Source organism: Mesorhizobium sp. ESP6-5 (genome assembly GCF_020164695.1).
In the GTDB taxonomy this organism is placed as follows: Bacteria; Pseudomonadota; Alphaproteobacteria; order Rhizobiales; family Rhizobiaceae; genus Mesorhizobium; species Mesorhizobium australicum.
In genome coordinates, this window is the sequence record NZ_JAIUGR010000001.1 from 348,272 (window position 1) to 365,107 (window position 16,836).

A 16,836-nucleotide genomic window follows, 5' to 3' on the forward strand; every position below is an offset into this window, starting at 1 on the left:
GGAAATGATCCCTGTTAGGATTTACGCGATATTCTATTGTCGCCCTGGCAGGCATTTGGCAGAAATACACGAGGGGGATTTTAATGATCGCTTATGATTTCACCGGCAGGCACGCAGTCGTCACCGGGGCCGGTGGCGGCATGGGCGAGGCGATCACGCTGGCGTTGCTCGATGCCGGCGCGTCGGTCACCGCCATCGACGTCAAGCCGCGCCCGACAGCGCTCGCCGCCTATGACGACCGGCTGACCTTCGCCCAGGGCGACCTCACCGACGCCGGCTTTGTTGAACGGACCATCGGCGCTGCGGGCCGCGAACGCGGCGGTATCGACTATCTCGCCAATGTCGCAGGCGTGCTCTGGTTCGGCCGCGACAAGTCGGCCCTCGAGATGGACCTCGACGTCTGGGACCAGGTCTTCAACATCAACCTGAAATCCTTCGTGCACACGGCGCGCGCGGTTGTTCCGCAAATGCGCGCAGGCGGGCGTGGCGGCGCCATGGTGCATTTCTCGACCATCCAGTGGTATCGCGGCGATCCGAAGCCACAGGATGCCTACCAGGCGTCGAAGGCCGGCGTCTGCGCGCTGTCGAAGTCGCTGGCCATGCAGTTGGCCGGCGAGCGAATCCGCTCCAACGCCATCTGCCCGGGCATGGCGCTGACGCCGCTGCAGGCGCGCTGGGACACCGAGGAGAAGCGCGCCGCCGTTGCCGACTACACACCGCTCGGCCGCATCGGCACGCCGCAGGACATGGCCAATGCGGCGCTCTTCCTGCTTTCCGACGCGGCAAGCTACATCACCGGAATAGAGCTGGCCGTCGATGGGGGTCTCCTGATGCGGATGTAGCCCGCCCTGTCCAACGGATCGGAAAACTAACCGGTCACCTTGCCTTGGATCGCCCTGCCCCAGTCGAGCAGCGGCTTGGCGCGCAATGTAAAATCGACAAGCTCGTCGACCAGCGCCGGCGCGTGAATTTCGGTCGGATCGATGACACGCTGGACGACGAAATGCCGGTTGCGCACGGCCTCCGCGAGATCGGCGTCCGCGATCTGCTCAAAACCGCGCGGCGCCCGCTTCATGCGGCCTTCGGTTTCGAATTCAAGGTCGTTTTTCTTCAACGTTGAAAGCAGCTTGCGGAATTCGCCGGGCCGATCGGTGATCGCCTTGCGCATCGCCAGCAAGAGCGGCGGCTCAGGGTTCCACCAGGCCACGTCGGCAAAGCAGCGCTCGAGCCCGACATGCACGTAGAAGACGCCCAGGCCTGTCTTGCTGCCGTCTGGTGACAGAATGGCCGAAACATGCCTGTTGTAGGGACGTTTGTCCTTGGCAAAGCGGACGTCGCGATTGATGCGGAACAGCGATTTCTTGCGGTCGCCGCGCAGACCAAGCCCCGCCGTTGCGAAACGCTCCGTAAGGACCTCGACCAGATCGCCGATCGGCCCATGGAGATCGCTGTCGAAAAGCGCGCGGTTTTCCGCAAACCATTCGCGGCTCTGGTGGAAATCCAGCGCCTTGAAGAACGGAATGGCTTTCGGACCAAAACCTTTGAACGTTCCGCCCGTCACGACTTGCCGACCCGCTGCAGCCAGGTGTCCTCGTCGATGACCTCGACGCCGAGTTCGCTGGCAAGCTTGAGCTTTGAGCCCGCACCCGGTCCCGCCACCAAAAGATCGGTCTTGGCCGAAACCGAACCGGCCACCTTGGCGCCGAGACGTTCGGCCATCGCCTTGGCTTCGGAACGGGTCATCTTTTCCAGCGAACCGGTAAAGACAATCGTCTTGCCGGCAACTTCGCTGTCGGCCGAGACGGTGACGATATAGGGCTTCGGCTTGACCTGTTGCAGCAACTTCTCGAGCACCTCGTCATTGCGCTCGTTGCCGAAGAAATCGCGCAGCGCATCGATCACCGTATCGCCAATGCCGTTGATCGACGGGAAGACCGAATGCGGATCCTCCGCCGCCGCCGTCTCCTTGCCGACCCGGATCAGCTCCTCGATGGTCGAGAATGTTCGCGCAAGCACGGCGGCCGTCGTCTCGCCTATATGGCGGATGCCGAGCGCGAAGATGAAGCGGTCGAGCTCCGGCTCGCGGCGCGAATCGATGGCCGCGAACAATTTGTCGAGGCCTTCGTAATTGCGGTCCTCGATGCTGCGCACATTCTTGCGGGTCTTGCCGGATGCGGCCTCGCGTTGCCTGGCCTGCTCCTCGCGCCGCTCGGCCAGCGCCTTGGTCACGGCGGGGCGGCGCTCCCTGAGCGTGAAGATGTCGGCGGCTGTCTTGATCAAACCCGCATTGAAAAACGTGTCGATGTTCTCCGCGCCCAGGCCTTCGATATCCAGGGCGCCGCGCGACACGAAGTGGCGCAGCCCTTCCACGGCCTGCGCCGGGCAGATCAGTTCGCCCGTGCAGCGGCGGCGCGAATCCTCCTTGCCGGTCTTCTCGTTGATCTCGCGCGTCGCCGGCGAGCCGCAGATCGGGCAAGAGTGCGGGAATTCGTACGGCACGGCATCGGGCGGACGCTTGTCGATGACGACGCTGACGATCTGCGGGATGACATCGCCTGCCCGCTGGATCACCACCGTGTCGCCGATGCGCACGTCGATGCCGTCGCGGATCGGCTGGCCGGTGCTGTCCAGGCCCTTGATATAATCTTCATTGTGCAGCGTGACGTTCTCCACCACCACGCCGCCGACCGTCACCGGCGCAAGCCGCGCGACCGGCGCCAGCGTGCCGGTTCGGCCGACCTGGATGTCGATCCTCTGCACGGTCGTCATCGCCTGTTCGGCCGGGAATTTGTGCGCGACGGCCCAGCGCGGCTCACCGGTGACGAAACCCCAGCGGCGCTGCAGCTCCAGCTGGTCGACCTTGTAGACGACCCCGTCTATGTCATAGCCGAGCGACGAGCGTTGCTCCTCGATCAGGTGATAATGCGCGACCAGTTCCTCGACCGATTTCGCCCGCACCATCAGCGGGCTGATCTTGAAGCCCCAATCGGCGAATTTCTGCACCGCTTCATACTGCGTTGGTGCCGGATCCGCCGTCGTGTAACCCCACGCGTAGGCAAAGAATTTGAGGTTGCGGCTGGCGGTGACGGATGGATCCTTCTGGCGCAGCGACCCGGCCGCCGTGTTGCGCGGATTGACGTAATCCTGGCCCCCCACAGCCGCCGAGCGCGCCTTGAGCGCCTCGAATTCGGCATAGGTCATATAGACCTCGCCGCGGATCTCGATGGTCTCGGGCCAGCCTGAACCCTTCAGCTTGGCGGGAATGTCGGCGATGGTCCTGAGGTTGGCAGTGATGTCCTCGCCGACAGCGCCGTCGCCGCGCGTCGCGCCTTGCACGAACACGCCCTTTTCGTAACGCAGCGAAGCCGACAGCCCGTCGATCTTCGGTTCGGCGGTGAAGGCAATGTCGAGGTCCTTGTCGCGGTCGAAGAAGCGCCGGCCGCGCTCGATGAAATCGGTGACGTCGGCGTCGGTATAGGCCTTGGCGAGGCTGAGCATCGGCACGGCATGGCGCACCTTGGTGAAGCCTTCCGCCGGGGCGGCACCCACCCTGAGCGAGGGCGAATCCTCACGCACCAGCCCGGGAAAGCGCTCCTCGATGGCAAGATTGCGCCGCCGCAGCGCGTCATACTCGGCGTCCGTGATCGTGGGCGCGTCCTCGGCATGGTAGCGCCGGTCGTGACCGGCGATCTCCTCGGCAAGGCGCTGGAGTTCGGCTTCAGCCTCGCTTTCGCTGAGCGAATCGACAGGTTTTTCGGCCATGCTTTTTGTCCCTGAACGGTGGCGCGCCACAATAGAGCATGATCTTGAAAGGTGGGAACCGGTTTTCGGAAAAGATCATTCCTGAACAGCAGGATGGAGCCATATCCTGACTCGCCCCATGACGCCTGATCGTCTCATGACGCCGGATCGTCTCATGCCGCGTTTGTATTCTCGCGCAGCAGCCGCTCGGCGGCGGCGCGCGCCTCGTCGGTGATCGTGGCGCCAGCCAGCATGCGGGCGATCTCCTCCTGCCGCGCCGTCCTGTCCATCTCGGCAATTCCGGTCGCGACACGGTCGGTGCTGCCCGATTTGGAGATCAGGAAATGTGTTGCCGCGCGCGCCGCCACTTGCGGCGCATGGGTGACGGAAAGCACCTGGACGCGCTTCGACAGCCGCGCCAGCCGCTGGCCGATGGCGTCGGCGACAGCGCCGCCCACCCCGGTGTCGATTTCGTCGAAAACCAATGTCGGCGCCGAGCCACGGTCGGCCAGCGCCACCTTTAACGCCAGGAGAAAGCGCGAAAGCTCGCCGCCGGAGGCAACCTTCATCATCGGCCCGGGCCGCGTGCCAGGATTGGTGCGCACCCAGAACTCGATCTGGTCGATGCCCTCTTCCATGCGCGCCTCGGCCTCGCTCTTCATCTCGACGATAAAGGCCGCGCGTTCGAGCTTCAGCGCCGGCAGTTCGGCCATCACCGCCTTGGTCAGACCGACCGCCGCGGCATGGCGAAGCGAGGACAGCTGTGCGGCGGCGATGTCATAGGCTTCGCGCGCGGCGGCCGCCTGCTTTTCCAAGCCGTGCAGGCGTTCTTCGCCGGCGTCGAGATCGGCGAGATCGGCAACCATCGTGTCGCGCAGCTGCGCCAGGTCGTCGACTGCGACGCTGTGCTTGCGTGACGCCGCGCGCAGCGAAAACAGACGTTCCTCGGCTTTCTCCAGCCGCTGCGGATCATACTCCGTGGCACGAAGCGCGGCCTCGACGCCCGACTGCGCCGCGTCGAGAGACAGCATGGCTTCGTCCAGCGACTTCACCACGTCCTCGAGCAGGCCGGGCGCCTCCGTCGCCTTGCGCTGCAGCCGTCTCAGCAGGCTGGCCAGTTGCGGCAAGGGCGAGGACGGGCCCGACAGCACATCCTGCGCGTCGTGAATTTCGGAAGCGATCTTCTCGGCGCGCATCATGTGGGCACGCAGCTCGGCAAGTTCGGTTTCTTCGCCCGGCTGCGGATCGAGCTTGGTCAGTTCGGCAACCGCGGCGCGCAGATAGTCGGCTTCGCGCGCGGCGGCTTCCACCTTGGCGCGATGGCGCGTCAGCTCCTGCTGGGCGGCGCGCCAGTGCCGCCATGCCTCGCCGGTCGAGCGGACGGCGCCGAGATGGCCGCCGAAAGCATCGAGCACATCGCGATGCGCGCCGGGATCGACCAAGGCGCGCTCGTCATGCTGGCCGTGAATCTCGACCAGGGCGCGGCCGACATCGCGCATCAGCGTCACGGAGGACGGCTGGTCGTTGACGAACACACGGGTCCGGCCATCCGCCGTCTGCACGCGCCGCAGGATGACGTCGCCATCGTCCTCGATGGCGTTTTCGGCGAGCAGCGCGCGCACCGGATGGTTGCGCGGAACATCGAACACGGCAATGACCTGGCCCTGGGACGCGCCGTGGCGCACCAGCGAGGCATCGCCGCGCGCGCCGAGCGCCAGCGACAAGGCATCGAGCAGGATGGACTTGCCGGCGCCGGTTTCGCCGGTCAGCACGGAAAGGCCCGGCTGGAAGTCGATGTCCAGCTTTTCGATCAGGACGATATCGCGGATCGACAGTCTGGAAAGCATGAGAAACCGGACCTATTGCATGCCGCCCAAAAGTGGACCCGGTTTCGGGATAACGACAGGCACGAAAAACAAAAGGATAAAGCGGCACCCGACAGTTGGAGTCGCAGCGCCGCACTATCTTTTTGTTTGAGCTTCGGATCAATCCGAAAAAGCGCGCTGCGCGCTTCGCTCGGAGGCTCCGCGGTCAGGCGCCGGTGATCAGCTTCCCGGCCTTGGATATCCACGACCCGGCATTTTCACGCGGCGCCAGCCCGTTGCTCTGCAGCAGCTTGTAGGAATCCTTGTACCACGAACTGTCGGGATAGTTGGTACCGAGCACCGCGGCCGCCGTCTGGGCCTCCGAGGTCAAGCCCAACGCGTAATAGCTTTCGGTAAGGCGCGCGAGCGCTTCCTCGACATGGCGGGTGTTGGAATAGTTTTCGACCACGGTGCGGAAGCGTTTGACGGCGGCGATGTACTCGCGGCGCTCCAGATAATAGCGGCCGATCTGCATTTCCTTGCCCGCGAGCTGGTCGTTGGCGAAGCGGATCTTTTCCTTGGCATCGTCGACATATTCCGACGTCGGCCAGCGCGTCACCAGGTCCTGCATCGTCTGCAGGGTCTGGCGTGCTTCCTTCTGGTCCTGCGTCACATCCTTGATCTGGCGATAGTAGCTCAGACCAATGATGTACTGGGCATAGGCCGCGTCATCCGTGGACGGATAGAGCGCCAGGTACCGCTTCGCCGACTGGATCGCATCGTCGTAGCTGCCCTTTCGATAGTCGGCGAACGCGCCCATCACCATCGATTTGCGGGCCCATTCCGAATAGGGGTGCTGGCGGTCGACCGCGTCGAATTTCTTGCTTGCCTCATCCAGGCGGCCGGCGTTCAGATTGGCCAGGCCCTGATTGTAGAGAACGTCGGCCGGTTCGGTCTGGTCGACATAGGTCGACAGGTCGATGTCTTTTTCCGACGACATGCAAGCCGCCAGAAAGAGCGATGGAACAACCACCGAAAGCGCCAGGAAAACAGACCGCTGCGGCGCTTTCGATTGACCGACTCGCTTGAAGAACATGATTGGATTGCGCCCTTTCGGCGTTATTTTAATGCTCGTTGCATGCAGTTGTCCCAAAACTGGTCCCCACCTTTGAGCGACATGCACTAATCGACGGCAGCAGCCATAAACCATAACCGCCTTGCCCGGCAACGCTATGTCCAGCCAATCGCGCATTTTTGTGGCGGCGGACCGTGGCGTGAAAATCTACGCAATTTCGCCGATGGATGATGCATTCATGCAACACCCATACCGCCATGGAATCCGAAAAAGATTAAGAAAATCAGATCATCCAGGGCGCATAGAGAGGCGCATTGACGGCGTTCATCTCGGCGGCGCGACCACGCTCACGGCGTGTCGTCTCGACGATCTCGAAGGCGGTGCGGTCCGACAGCAGGCGCCGCAGTGCGGCGGCGTTCAGCCGATGGCCGCCGCGATAGGAGCGGAAACAACCGATGAAGCGCGCGCCGGCCAGCGCCAGGTCGCCCATGGCGTCGAGCGTCTTGTGGCGCACGAACTCATTGGGATAGCGCAGGCCGCCCATATTGATGACGCGGTTGTCGTCACCGATCACCAGGGAATTTTCCAGCGAGGATCCCAGAGCATAGCCGGCGGCCCACAGCCGCTCGACGTCCTTCATGAAGCCGAAGGTGCGGGCCCGCGCGATGTCGCGGCGGAAAATATCGGCGTTGATGTCCGATGCGAAGAGCTGACGGCCGATCGCCGGGCTTTCGAAATCGATCTCGACCTCGAAACGGGTGCCGTCATAGGGCCTGAACTCCGCCCAGGAGGCGCCGTTCTCGATGCGGACCGGCTTGACCACCCTGATATAGCGCCGCTTGACGGCCAGCGTCTCGATGCCGGCCTGGTCGATGGCTTCGACGAACGCCATGGCGCTGCCGTCGAGGATTGGAACCTCGTACCCGTCGATCTCGATGATGACATTGTCGATGCCGAGCCCGAACAGGGCGGCCATGATGTGCTCGACCGTGGCGATGTGCTCGCCCGAGGGATCGCCAAGCATGGTGCACAGGTCGGTGGCGCCGATTTCGGAAAACAGGGCGCGGAACTCACGGCCCTGCCCGTCTCCATTGAGGAGCGCGAATACGATGCCGGTATCGGCATCCGCGGGCAGGAAACTGATGGAAACTTCTTTGCCGCTGTGAACGCCGGTGCCTGTAAGCGACGCGCGCGTCTTCACTGTCGTCTGGTGGTCGTGCAAGACAATCCCCATGAGCCCGTAATGCCTAGGTCCGCTTCTCCAGCCCGAGGGCGCGGCTCTTGTTAAATCGGCAGGCAGGGCGACTTCCCCCGAAATCCCGGCAAACCGACTATGGTAGGCAGCGAAGATAATGTCCCGGCAAGGAGACTCCAAATCACGGTTTCTTACTCTTTGTAACCGCGAACTGGAACATGTACGATGTCATAACCCGTTGATTATGCGGCATTTTAAACGTTAACAGGCAAGCAATTTCTTGCCTGCCTGTTAACAATTGTTACAGTCCGTTAACCGCTCAGTTGGCCTGGCGGCGCAGGAACGCCGGAATCTCCAGCTGATCGTCCTCCTGAGTCGCCCTGGTCTGCGGCGTCAGGCGGCCCTGATCGTCCAGCTGGCCGCGCCGCGGCGCGTAAAGCTGGGCGTCCTGGCTGGCGAGGCGGCGCACTTCCGGTGCCGCTTGGCGCAGCTTGGGCTCGCGCGGCTGCGCCGGCTGCAGCCGTGCGGGCTCCTCCTCGCGGCGGGTCAGGCCATTGGTCAGGCGCTTCAGGAGGCCCATCGGGCCGCTGTTCTCGTGGTCGGCCGGGCGGCTCTTGGCGTCGACCTCGGCCTTGACGACCGGCGGAAAGTCCTCGACGCGGGGCATGCGCTGCGGCGCCATCGCCACCGGCTGCTGGACTTCACGCAGCATTTCGCGTGGCTGCGGAGCCGGCTGCATCATCTGCTGGACGACCGGCTGCACCATAGGCTGCGGTTGTGCGGGCGGCGCCTGGAAGATCTTGCTCTGCGGGCGGAAATCGTCCGCATGGGCGACAGGAGCCGGACGAGCCTGCGCCATGGCCGCGGCATTGGCTTCGGCCAACTGGATGGCTTCGGCGACCGGATCGGCGGCGCGCGGCTCATACACCGTCTGCTGGACCGGCGCCGGGCGGCTTTCCACAGGGGCGACGGCCGGCCGGGCAGCCTGCTTCGGCGGTGCGGTCCGGATCGAGATCGGCGCGGCGGCGATTTCGGCCGCCGACTTGTCGATGCCGGTGGCTACCACCGAGACGCGGATGACGCCTTCGAGTTCCTCGTCGAACGTGGCGCCCAGGATGATGTTGGCGTCCTGGTCGACTTCCTCGCGGATGCGGGTCGCCGCTTCGTCGACTTCGAACAGGGTCAGGTCGCGGCCGCCGGTGATCGAGATCAGCAAGCCCTTGGCGCCCTTCATCGAGGTCTCGTCGAGCAGCGGGTTGGCGATCGCGGCTTCCGCCGCCGCCATCGCGCGGCCCTCGCCCGAAGCCTCGCCGGTGCCCATCATCGCCTTGCCCATCTCGCGCATCACCGAACGCACGTCGGCGAAGTCGAGGTTGATCAGGCCTTCCTTGACCATCAGGTCGGTGATGCAGGCCACACCGGAGTAGAGCACCTGGTCCGCCATCGCGAAGGCGTCGGCGAAGGTGGTCTTGTCATTGGCCAGCCGGAACAGGTTCTGGTTGGGGATGACGATCAAGGTGTCGACGCATTTCTGCAGCTCCTCGATGCCGAAGTCGGCCGTCTTCATGCGGCGCTGGCCTTCGAAGTGGAACGGCTTGGTGACGACGCCGACGGTGAGAATGCCCTTCTCGCGCGCTGCGCGGGCAACAACCGGAGCAGCACCCGTACCGGTGCCGCCGCCCATGCCGGCGGTGACGAAGCACATATGGGTGTTGGTGAGATGGTCGAGAATCTCGTCGATGCACTCTTCCGCCGCCGCGCGGCCGACTTCCGGCTGCGATCCGGCACCGAGCCCCTCGGTGACATGCGCGCCAAGCTGGATCAGCCGAGAGGCCTTCGACATGGTCAGCGCCTGCGCGTCGGTGTTGGCCACGACGAACTCGACACCGCGCAGTCCGGCGGTGATCATGTTGTTCACGGCATTGCCGCCGCCGCCGCCCACACCGAACACGGTGATGCGCGGCTTAAGCTCGGTGATGTCCGGCTTCTGCAGATTGATAGTCATTGTCTCCGTCCTTTGCCTTTCACGCCGCTTCGCCGCCGCGGCCGCCTATGGGGCTGTCCCCGTCAATTAGAAACTGTCTCTCAACCACTGACTCATGCGATGCAGTTTTCCACCCGTTCCGGTCATTCTGAGACCGGAAATGCCTTTCGCCGGATGGCTCTCGAAGCTCGCCATCTGCGGATAGATCAGAAGCCCGACCGCGGCCGAGAAAGCCGGGCCTTTCGCCGCTTCGGGCAGGCCCGCCACGCCGAGCGGGCGACCGATGCGTACATTGCGCCCCAGGATGCGGCGCGCCGCTTCCGGCAGGCCGGCCAGCTGGCTGGCGCCGCCGGTGAGCACGACGCGCTTGCCGACCGCATTGCCGTAACCGGACTTGTTCAACCGGTCACGCAGGAGTTCGAGCGTCTCGTCGATGCGGGCGCGCACGATGCGCGTCATCACCGAACGCGGGATCTGCAGCGGCACGTCGCCATCGTCGCCGATCGGCTGGATCGAGACCAGGTCGCGGTCGTCGGCGCTGCCCGGCAGCGCCGAGCCGTGCATCACCTTCAGCCGTTCGGCGGCGTCGAGCGAGGTCGAAAGTCCCTTGGCCATGTCGAGCGTCACATGGTTACCGCCGATGGCGATGGCGTCGCCATGGACGAACTTGCCTTCCGAAAACACCGAGATCGTCGTCGTGCCGCCGCCCATGTCGATGCAGGCGGCTCCGAGTTCCAGCTCGTCGTCGACCAGTGCCGCCAGCCCGCTGGCATAGGGCGTCGCCACCATGCGCTCGACCGACAAATGCGAGCGGTTGATGGAGAGCTCCAGATTGCGCATCGGCGCCGCATCGCCCGTCAGCACATGCATGTCGACGCCAAGCGTGTCGCCCACCATGCCACGCGGATCGCGCACGCCACGCTCGGCATCGAGCGAGAAGCCGACGGGCAGCGAATGGACCACCTCGCGCTCGGCCTTCAGCGCCTGCTTGGCACCGGCGCCGAGCACGCGCTTGATGTCGGCTTCGTCGGCCTCGTGGCCGCCAAGATTGATGGTCGCCGAGAAGCTTTCGCTCTTCAGCCGGCCGGCGGTCATGTTGACGATCAGCGAATCGACCGTCAGCCCGGCCATGCGTTCGGCGGCGTCGACGGAGAGGCGAATGGCATGCTCGGCCCGGTCGAGATCGACGATGACGCCGGACTTCACGCCTTGCGATTTCTGGTGGCCGATGCCGATGACCTGGATGCGATGCGAGCGGCCGCGCAGGAGCTTGCCGTCATCGTTCGGCTTCAGCTTGGCCACCATGCAGCAGACCTTGTTCGAGCCGACATCCAGCACCGTCAGGGTGCCCGACCGGCGCGACGAGGCATCGCCAGAACCGCCAAGCCAGCTCATATCTTCGTCTCCGGCTTGCGCTTGAGGGTTTTCGGCTTCTCGTTGAGCGCGGCTTCGCGCTGCGTCGCCGCCTGCGGCGTCAGCTCCACGACCAGCCGGTCTGTCAGGCGCATGTCGACGGCGGCGATGTCGCGCGACAACAGCCCCTTGTCATGGTCCATCTTGACGAGTTCGGCGAGCGCCTGGTCCTCGTCATCCTCGGGCAACTTGATGGTGATGCCGTTGTCCAGCTTCAGGTCCCAGCGCCGCTCGCCAACACGGACATAGCCTTTGATGCGGCCGGCGAGGTCGGGATAGTGTTCGACCCTGGCCAGGAAATCGGGCGCCTTGGCGGGCGCGCCGGTGCCGATCAGCAGCGGCAGGAGCACCTGCTTGCCGCCCGAGAACGGCGCGATGACGGCGCCATCCTTCTCGATGACGGAGAGGTCGTTGCCCTGCTGCCAGAGCGCGAAAGCCGCACGCTCCTCGACGCGCACTTCCAGCGTGTGCGGATAGACCTTGCGCACCGCGGCAACCTGGATCCAGGGCAAGGTGGCGATACGCTCCCGCGCGGCCTCGGCGTCGAAGCCGATCAGCGACGTCCAGCCATCGAGTTCCAGCCTGTCGAGAATGTCGATCTCCGAAGTCTGACGGTTGCCGACCACCTTGACCTGGTCGACCGCGAAGCCGGTGCGGGCGGTGATGCTTTGAATGATCCCGTCGGCGTGACCGCCGAGGTAGGCGCCATAGGCGCCACTCGACACCAGCAGTACCGACGACATGATCGCGGCGGAGAAGCGCGGCGCCTGGAATTCACCATCGCCCAGGCGCGTCAGGATGCGTACCGGGCGGCGAAGCACGCGCGGCAGAACGAAATGGTCCAACGACAATGGCAGGCCGAACAGCGACGGCCCGGCCGCGCCCCTCACCTTACCCTGTCCCCATTTCAACGCAGACACGAAGCGTCCTCCACCATCCAACTCAACAATTCACCAAACGAATGCCCGGCATGGGCGGCAATTTCAGGCACCAGAGACGTCGGCGTCATGCCCGGCTGAGTGTTGACCTCGAGCCATACAACCTCGCCATTTTCGGAGTGACGATCGTCATAACGGAAGTCCGACCGGGAAACGCCCCGACAGCCGACAGCTTGGTGAGCCTTGAGCGCCAGTGTCTGTATTTTTTGGTAAATATTCGGTGAAACTTTTGCGGGGCATTCGTGTTTTGATCCCCCCGCGACATATTTTGAATCATAGTCGTAGAAGGAATGGCCCGTCGGGATGATCTCGCAGACGCCAAGCGCCACATCGCCCATGACAGCACAGGTCAGCTCGCGCCCATGGATGTAGCGCTCGACCATGACGGTATCGCCATATTTCCATTCGGACGACCCGATTACCTGCGGCGGGTGCGATTGCCCCTCCGACACGATGACGACGCCAAAGCTCGACCCCTCGCTGACCGGCTTGACCACATAGGGCGGCTTCATCGGATGCTTGTTCTGGATGGAGAACCGATTGGAGACCTTCGATTCGGCAACGGGGACGCCGACCGATTTGACGACCTTCTTCGCCTGCTCCTTGTTCATGGCAAGCGCCGAGGCGAGCACGCCGGAATGGCTGTAGGGAATGCCGAGATATTCGAGGATGCCCTGGATGGTACCGTCCTCACCAAAAGGCCCGTGCAGCGCATTGAAGGCGACGTCAGGCTTGAGCTCGGCAAGCACCGAGCCGACATCGCGCCCGACATCGACGCGGGTGACCTGGTAACCCTCCTGCTCCAGCGCATCGGCACAGGCCTTTCCGGAAGACAGAGACACGGGCCGCTCGGACGAGAAACCTCCCAGCAATACGGCCACATGCTTGCTTTTCATTCCCCGTCATCCCCTCTCACCGCGGACCAAAAACATAAGATTTCCGCAACATTGAGTCTGAGTCTCCCGGCAGGTTGCCCCCCAGACGGAAAACGCTGAAAACGCGTCGAACGACTCAAATCAGGAAACGCTTCAGGGCAGAGAATCAGAGAGTTGATTCACTGGCAAGCACTTATGATTCCGAGAGATTCACTTTCTGAGAAAATGGATGCGAAAACCGTGTCGCTGAGTCTTTGCGGCAACGATTTCACGGTATTTCGATCCGGTTGAAGTTCACGCATCACGTGAACTTCAAGAGGCGCTAGAGAAGCTGGCCGAGGAACTCCTGGACGGCATATCCGGAACGGAAATTGCCGATGCGCTTGATCTCCCACTGCAACCGGATGCCGGAATGCTCGAGCACCCGCGCGCGCACCGTCTCGCCGAGATATTCGAGGTCGTAGCCGGTCGCCGTTCCGGTGTTGATCATAAAGTTGCAGTGCATCGGCGACATCTGCGCACCGCCGATCATCAGCCCGCGGCAACCCGCCTTGTCGATCTCCTTCCAGGCCGACGTGCCTTCCGGATTCTTGAAGGTCGAGCCGCCCGTCTTCTCGCGGATCGGCTGTACGGTCTCGCGATGGTTCTGCACCGCATCCATCGCCGCCTTGATCACCGCCCTGTCCTCGACAAAGCCTTCGAAAACGGCCGAAGTGAAGATCAGCCCGGCGGGCGCCGCCGAATGGCGGTAGGCATAGCCCATCTCGGCATTGCTCAGCGTTTGGGCGTTGCCCGCGCGGTCGAGCGCCCGCACCTCGACGACACGCTCGCGCGTCTCGACCCCGTTGGCGCCGGCATTCATCCTGAGCGCGCCGCCGATAGCGCCTGGAATGCCGTGATAGAAATGGAAGCCGCCAATGCCGGCCTCAAGCGCCACCGCCGCCATGCGCTTGTCTGGCGTGGCGGCACCTGCCTTGATCCTGATCGGGGAAACGACTTCGGCCTCGCCGAAGCCCTTGGCCGAAAGCCTGATGACGAAACCGGGAATGCCGCCGTCGCGGACCAGAAGGTTCGAGCCGACGCCGACGATGGTCAAGGGTATCTCTTTGGGAACCGCTCTGAGGAAGGCCGACAGATCCTCCTCGTCCGCAGGCTGGAACAGCGCCTCGGCAAGGCCGCCAGCCCGGAACCAGGTGATCTTGTCCATCTCGGCATTCGGCGTGACGCGGCCGCGCAGACCGGCCAGCCGGTCGCCAAGTCTGTCGATCAGGGCCTGGCCGTTCATCATGGGGCGGCAAGCTCCTTCGGCAGCGCATAGGCCCACTGAGTGATATTGCCGGCGCCGAGAAAGACGACAAAGTCGCCGGGCTTGGCGATGTCGCGGATGACGGGCGCGATGTCGGCCGGTCCCTCGATGTAGCGGGCGTCGCGATGGCCGCCGGCGCGGATACGCGACACCAGCGCGTCCGATGTCACGCCGTCCATCGGCTCTTCGCCGGCGGCGTAGACCGGGGTGACCATCACCGTGTCGGCATCGTTGAAGCAGGCGGAGAACTCGTTGAACAGATCATGCAACCGGGTGAAGCGGTGCGGCTGGGCAATGGCGATGACACGCCCGTTGGTGGCGCTGCGCGCCGCCTTCAGCACCGCCGAGATTTCGACCGGGTGGTGGCCGTAATCGTCGAACACGTCGACACCGTTCCAGGAACCGGTGTGGGTAAAGCGGCGCTTGACGCCGGCGAAAGACGACAGGCCTTTCTTGATCGCCTCGGCCGACAGGCCGAGTTCGTGCGCGACCGCGATCGCGGCGGTCGCGTTGGAGACATTGTGGCGGCCGGGCATCGGCAGGCGCAGGCCCGATATCGCCGTCTGGCCGCGCCCCTTGCGGTCGCGGATGATCACGTCGAACTCCGAGGTCGCCCCCGCCATGCGATGGTTGGTGAAGCGCACATCGGCCTGTGCGTTCTCGCCATAGGTGATGACGCGCCGATCCTCGATGCGCCCGACCAGCGCCTGCACTTCCGGGTGATCGGTGCACATCACCCCAAAGCCATAGAAAGGCACGTTCTCGACGAACTGGCGGAACGCTTCGCGCACATTGTCGAAATTGCCGTAATGATCGAGATGCTCGGGGTCGATGTTGGTGATGACGGCGATGTCGGCCGGCAGCTTGAGGAAGGTGCCGTCGCTTTCGTCGGCTTCGACCACCATCCACTCGCCATCGCCCATGCGGGCATTGGTGCCGTACGCATTGATGATGCCGCCATTGATGACGGTCGGGTCGAGCCCGCCGGCCTCGAGCAGCGTCGCCACCATCGAGGTCGTCGTCGTCTTGCCATGCGTGCCGCCGATCGCCACCGCCTGGCGAAAACGCATCAGTTCGGCCAGCATCTCCGCGCGGCGCACGATCGGCAACAGCTTTTCACGCGCCGCCTTCAGCTCCGGATTCGACTTCTTGATCGCCGTCGAGACGACGATGACCTCGGCGTCACCGAGATTCTCCGGCTTGTGGCCGACGAAGCATTCGATACCCTTGTCGCGCAGCCGCTGCACATTGGCGCTGTCGGCCTGATCGGAGCCCTGCACCTTGTAGCCGAGATTGTGCAGCACCTCCGCGATGCCGCTCATGCCGATGCCGCCAATGCCGATGAAATGCACGAGGCCGATGGTCTGCGGCATCTTCATGGGTGCGTCCCCTTCCTGAAATCCGATACTGTTTTGCGGGACGCAATAGCCTCTGTGAGGTCGGCGAGCAACCGCGCCGCGTCGGGCCTGCCGACCGACTTGGCCGCGGCAGCCATCGTCGCCAGCCGCTCCGGTTGGTCTATCAGGGCGCCGAGCAGTGCCGCGATGCGCTCGGGCGAAAGCGAGGATTGCACATGCACCTCGCCACCGCCGGCGGCCGCAAGGGCGGCTGCATTGGCCGCCTGGTCGTGGTCGAGCGCGAAGGGATAGGGCACCAGCAGCGCCGGCCGGCCGATGACGGCGATTTCCGACACGGTCGAGGCGCCGGAACGAGAGATTACAAGATGCGCCGCCGCTATGCGCGCCGCCATGTCGGTGAAGAACGGCGAGACCTCGACGGCGACGCCGAGCGCGGCATAGGCCGCCTTCACCCGCGCCACGTCGTCCGCGCGAGCTTGTTGGGTCACGACAAGGCGCTTGCGCTGTGCGTCGGAAAGCAGCGCGATGGCCCCTGGCATGGCATCGGAAAAGAATTGTGCGCCCTGGCTGCCGCCGAACACCAGCAGGCGGAAGGGCTCATCCCCGGTCGAAGCCGCGTAAGGCGTCCTGGCCGCTTCGAGCACAGCCGGCCGGACCGGATTGCCGGTCGTCACAGTCTTGGCGCCGGCCGCGCTTTCATCCTGCGGCAGGAAGCCGCCGGCTATCGCGTCGACACGGCCGGCCAGCGCCCGGTTGGCGCGCCCCATCACCGCGTTCTGCTCGTGGATCAGCGTCGGCACCTTGCGCCGCGTCGCCGCGTAGAGCGGCGGCAAGGTCGGATAGCCGCCAAAGCCGACCACGGCCTCCGGCTTGACCCTGCCGATGATGGCGGAGGCCTGACGCACGCCGCTCCAGATTTTCCAGAAGGCGCCGAGCAGGGCGAAGGGATTTTTCGAGCCTAACGTCGCCGACTGGATCGGATGGACGGCCGCCGCAGGAAAATGGGCGGCAAACCGTTCGGCCCGGGTGTCGGTCGCCAGATGCACCGCCCAGCCGCGATCGAAAAGTTCATGCGCCAGCGCTTCGGCTGGAAACAGATGTCCGCCGGTTCCGCCCGCCGCGAGAAGGATAACGCCTCTGGCCATG

General features: G+C 64.2%; 13 protein-coding genes. 1 reads left to right on the forward strand and 12 read right to left on the reverse strand.

Features of this window, described 5'->3' with window-relative positions:
* The first annotated feature begins 83 nt into the window (after window positions 1-83).
* Window positions 84-842 (forward strand): SDR family NAD(P)-dependent oxidoreductase, encoded by a 759-nt coding sequence (locus LB524_RS01710; RefSeq protein WP_140615645.1) that lies wholly within the window; start codon window positions 84-86, stop codon window positions 840-842.
* Between the two features lie 26 nt (window positions 843-868).
* Here LB524_RS01710 and LB524_RS01715 read toward each other — a convergent pair whose 3' ends face one another.
* From LB524_RS01715 to murG, 12 genes are all read right to left on the reverse strand, one after another.
* Window positions 869-1,561 carry a DUF2461 domain-containing protein gene (locus LB524_RS01715; RefSeq protein WP_224523318.1) on the reverse strand — a complete coding sequence of 231 codons (693 nt, stop codon included), beginning with the start codon at window positions 1,559-1,561 and terminating at the stop codon, window positions 869-871.
* A complete protein-coding gene (gene ligA / locus LB524_RS01720; protein ID WP_224523320.1) occupies window positions 1,558-3,762 on the reverse strand; it encodes an NAD-dependent DNA ligase LigA in 2,205 nt (734 codons plus the stop codon). The genes LB524_RS01715 and ligA overlap by 4 nt, the downstream gene beginning before the upstream one ends.
* 152 nt (window positions 3,763-3,914) lie before the next feature.
* Complete coding sequence (gene recN, locus LB524_RS01725; protein WP_140714589.1) at window positions 3,915-5,588, reverse strand: DNA repair protein RecN; 1,674 nt, start codon at window positions 5,586-5,588, stop codon at window positions 3,915-3,917.
* A 184-nt stretch (window positions 5,589-5,772) separates the two neighbouring features.
* Window positions 5,773-6,642 carry an outer membrane protein assembly factor BamD gene (locus tag LB524_RS01730; RefSeq protein WP_015317218.1) on the reverse strand — a complete coding sequence of 290 codons (870 nt, stop codon included), beginning with the start codon at window positions 6,640-6,642 and terminating at the stop codon, window positions 5,773-5,775.
* Window positions 6,643-6,904: 262 nt separating this feature from the next.
* Window positions 6,905-7,855 (reverse strand): UDP-3-O-acyl-N-acetylglucosamine deacetylase, encoded by a 951-nt coding sequence (lpxC, locus tag LB524_RS01735; protein ID WP_015317217.1) that lies wholly within the window; start codon window positions 7,853-7,855, stop codon window positions 6,905-6,907.
* Window positions 7,856-8,135: 280 nt separating this feature from the next.
* On the reverse strand, window positions 8,136-9,821 hold the full coding sequence (ftsZ, locus tag LB524_RS01740; protein ID WP_224523331.1) for a cell division protein FtsZ: 1,686 nt from the start codon (window positions 9,819-9,821) through the stop codon (window positions 8,136-8,138).
* 66 nt (window positions 9,822-9,887) lie between these two features.
* Window positions 9,888-11,195: a cell division protein FtsA gene (gene ftsA / locus LB524_RS01745; protein ID WP_015317215.1), complete on the reverse strand. Its 1,308-nt coding sequence runs from the start codon at window positions 11,193-11,195 to the stop codon at window positions 9,888-9,890.
* On the reverse strand, window positions 11,192-12,133 hold the full coding sequence (locus LB524_RS01750; RefSeq protein ID WP_224523333.1) for a cell division protein FtsQ/DivIB: 942 nt from the start codon (window positions 12,131-12,133) through the stop codon (window positions 11,192-11,194). Before LB524_RS01750 ends, ftsA begins: the two co-directional genes overlap by 4 nt.
* Window positions 12,121-13,047 (reverse strand): D-alanine--D-alanine ligase, encoded by a 927-nt coding sequence (locus LB524_RS01755; RefSeq protein WP_141907115.1) that lies wholly within the window; start codon window positions 13,045-13,047, stop codon window positions 12,121-12,123. Before LB524_RS01755 ends, LB524_RS01750 begins: the two co-directional genes overlap by 13 nt.
* Before the next feature lie 301 nt (window positions 13,048-13,348).
* Window positions 13,349-14,314 (reverse strand): UDP-N-acetylmuramate dehydrogenase, encoded by a 966-nt coding sequence (gene murB / locus LB524_RS01760; RefSeq protein WP_224523335.1) that lies wholly within the window; start codon window positions 14,312-14,314, stop codon window positions 13,349-13,351.
* Window positions 14,311-15,711: a UDP-N-acetylmuramate--L-alanine ligase gene (gene murC, locus LB524_RS01765; RefSeq protein ID WP_224523337.1), complete on the reverse strand. Its 1,401-nt coding sequence runs from the start codon at window positions 15,709-15,711 to the stop codon at window positions 14,311-14,313. The genes murB and murC overlap by 4 nt, the downstream gene beginning before the upstream one ends.
* Window positions 15,708-16,835, reverse strand: coding sequence for an undecaprenyldiphospho-muramoylpentapeptide beta-N-acetylglucosaminyltransferase (murG, locus tag LB524_RS01770; RefSeq protein ID WP_224523339.1), 1,128 nt, complete (start codon window positions 16,833-16,835; stop codon window positions 15,708-15,710). The genes murC and murG overlap by 4 nt, the downstream gene beginning before the upstream one ends.
* Window position 16,836 lies beyond the last annotated feature (1 nt).

Excerpts from the sequence above, each read along its gene's own strand:
- murB (WP_224523335.1), bottom strand. The coding sequence starts at position 14,314 with ATGATGAACGGCCAGGCCCTGATCGACAGACTTGGCGACCGGCTGGCC.
- LB524_RS01755 (WP_141907115.1), bottom strand. The coding sequence starts at position 13,047 with ATGAAAAGCAAGCATGTGGCCGTATTGCTGGGAGGTTTCTCGTCCGAG.
- LB524_RS01710 (WP_140615645.1), top strand. The coding sequence starts at position 84 with ATGATCGCTTATGATTTCACCGGCAGGCACGCAGTCGTCACCGGGGCC.
- murC (WP_224523337.1), bottom strand. The coding sequence starts at position 15,711 with ATGAAGATGCCGCAGACCATCGGCCTCGTGCATTTCATCGGCATTGGC.
- ftsZ (WP_224523331.1), bottom strand. The coding sequence starts at position 9,821 with ATGACTATCAATCTGCAGAAGCCGGACATCACCGAGCTTAAGCCGCGC.
- LB524_RS01730 (WP_015317218.1), bottom strand. The coding sequence starts at position 6,642 with ATGTTCTTCAAGCGAGTCGGTCAATCGAAAGCGCCGCAGCGGTCTGTT.
- ftsA (WP_015317215.1), bottom strand. The coding sequence starts at position 11,195 with ATGAGCTGGCTTGGCGGTTCTGGCGATGCCTCGTCGCGCCGGTCGGGC.
- lpxC (WP_015317217.1), bottom strand. The coding sequence starts at position 7,855 with ATGGGGATTGTCTTGCACGACCACCAGACGACAGTGAAGACGCGCGCG.
- recN (WP_140714589.1), bottom strand. The coding sequence starts at position 5,588 with ATGCTTTCCAGACTGTCGATCCGCGATATCGTCCTGATCGAAAAGCTG.
- murG (WP_224523339.1), bottom strand. The coding sequence starts at position 16,835 with ATGGCCAGAGGCGTTATCCTTCTCGCGGCGGGCGGAACCGGCGGACAT.
- ligA (WP_224523320.1), bottom strand. The coding sequence starts at position 3,762 with ATGGCCGAAAAACCTGTCGATTCGCTCAGCGAAAGCGAGGCTGAAGCC.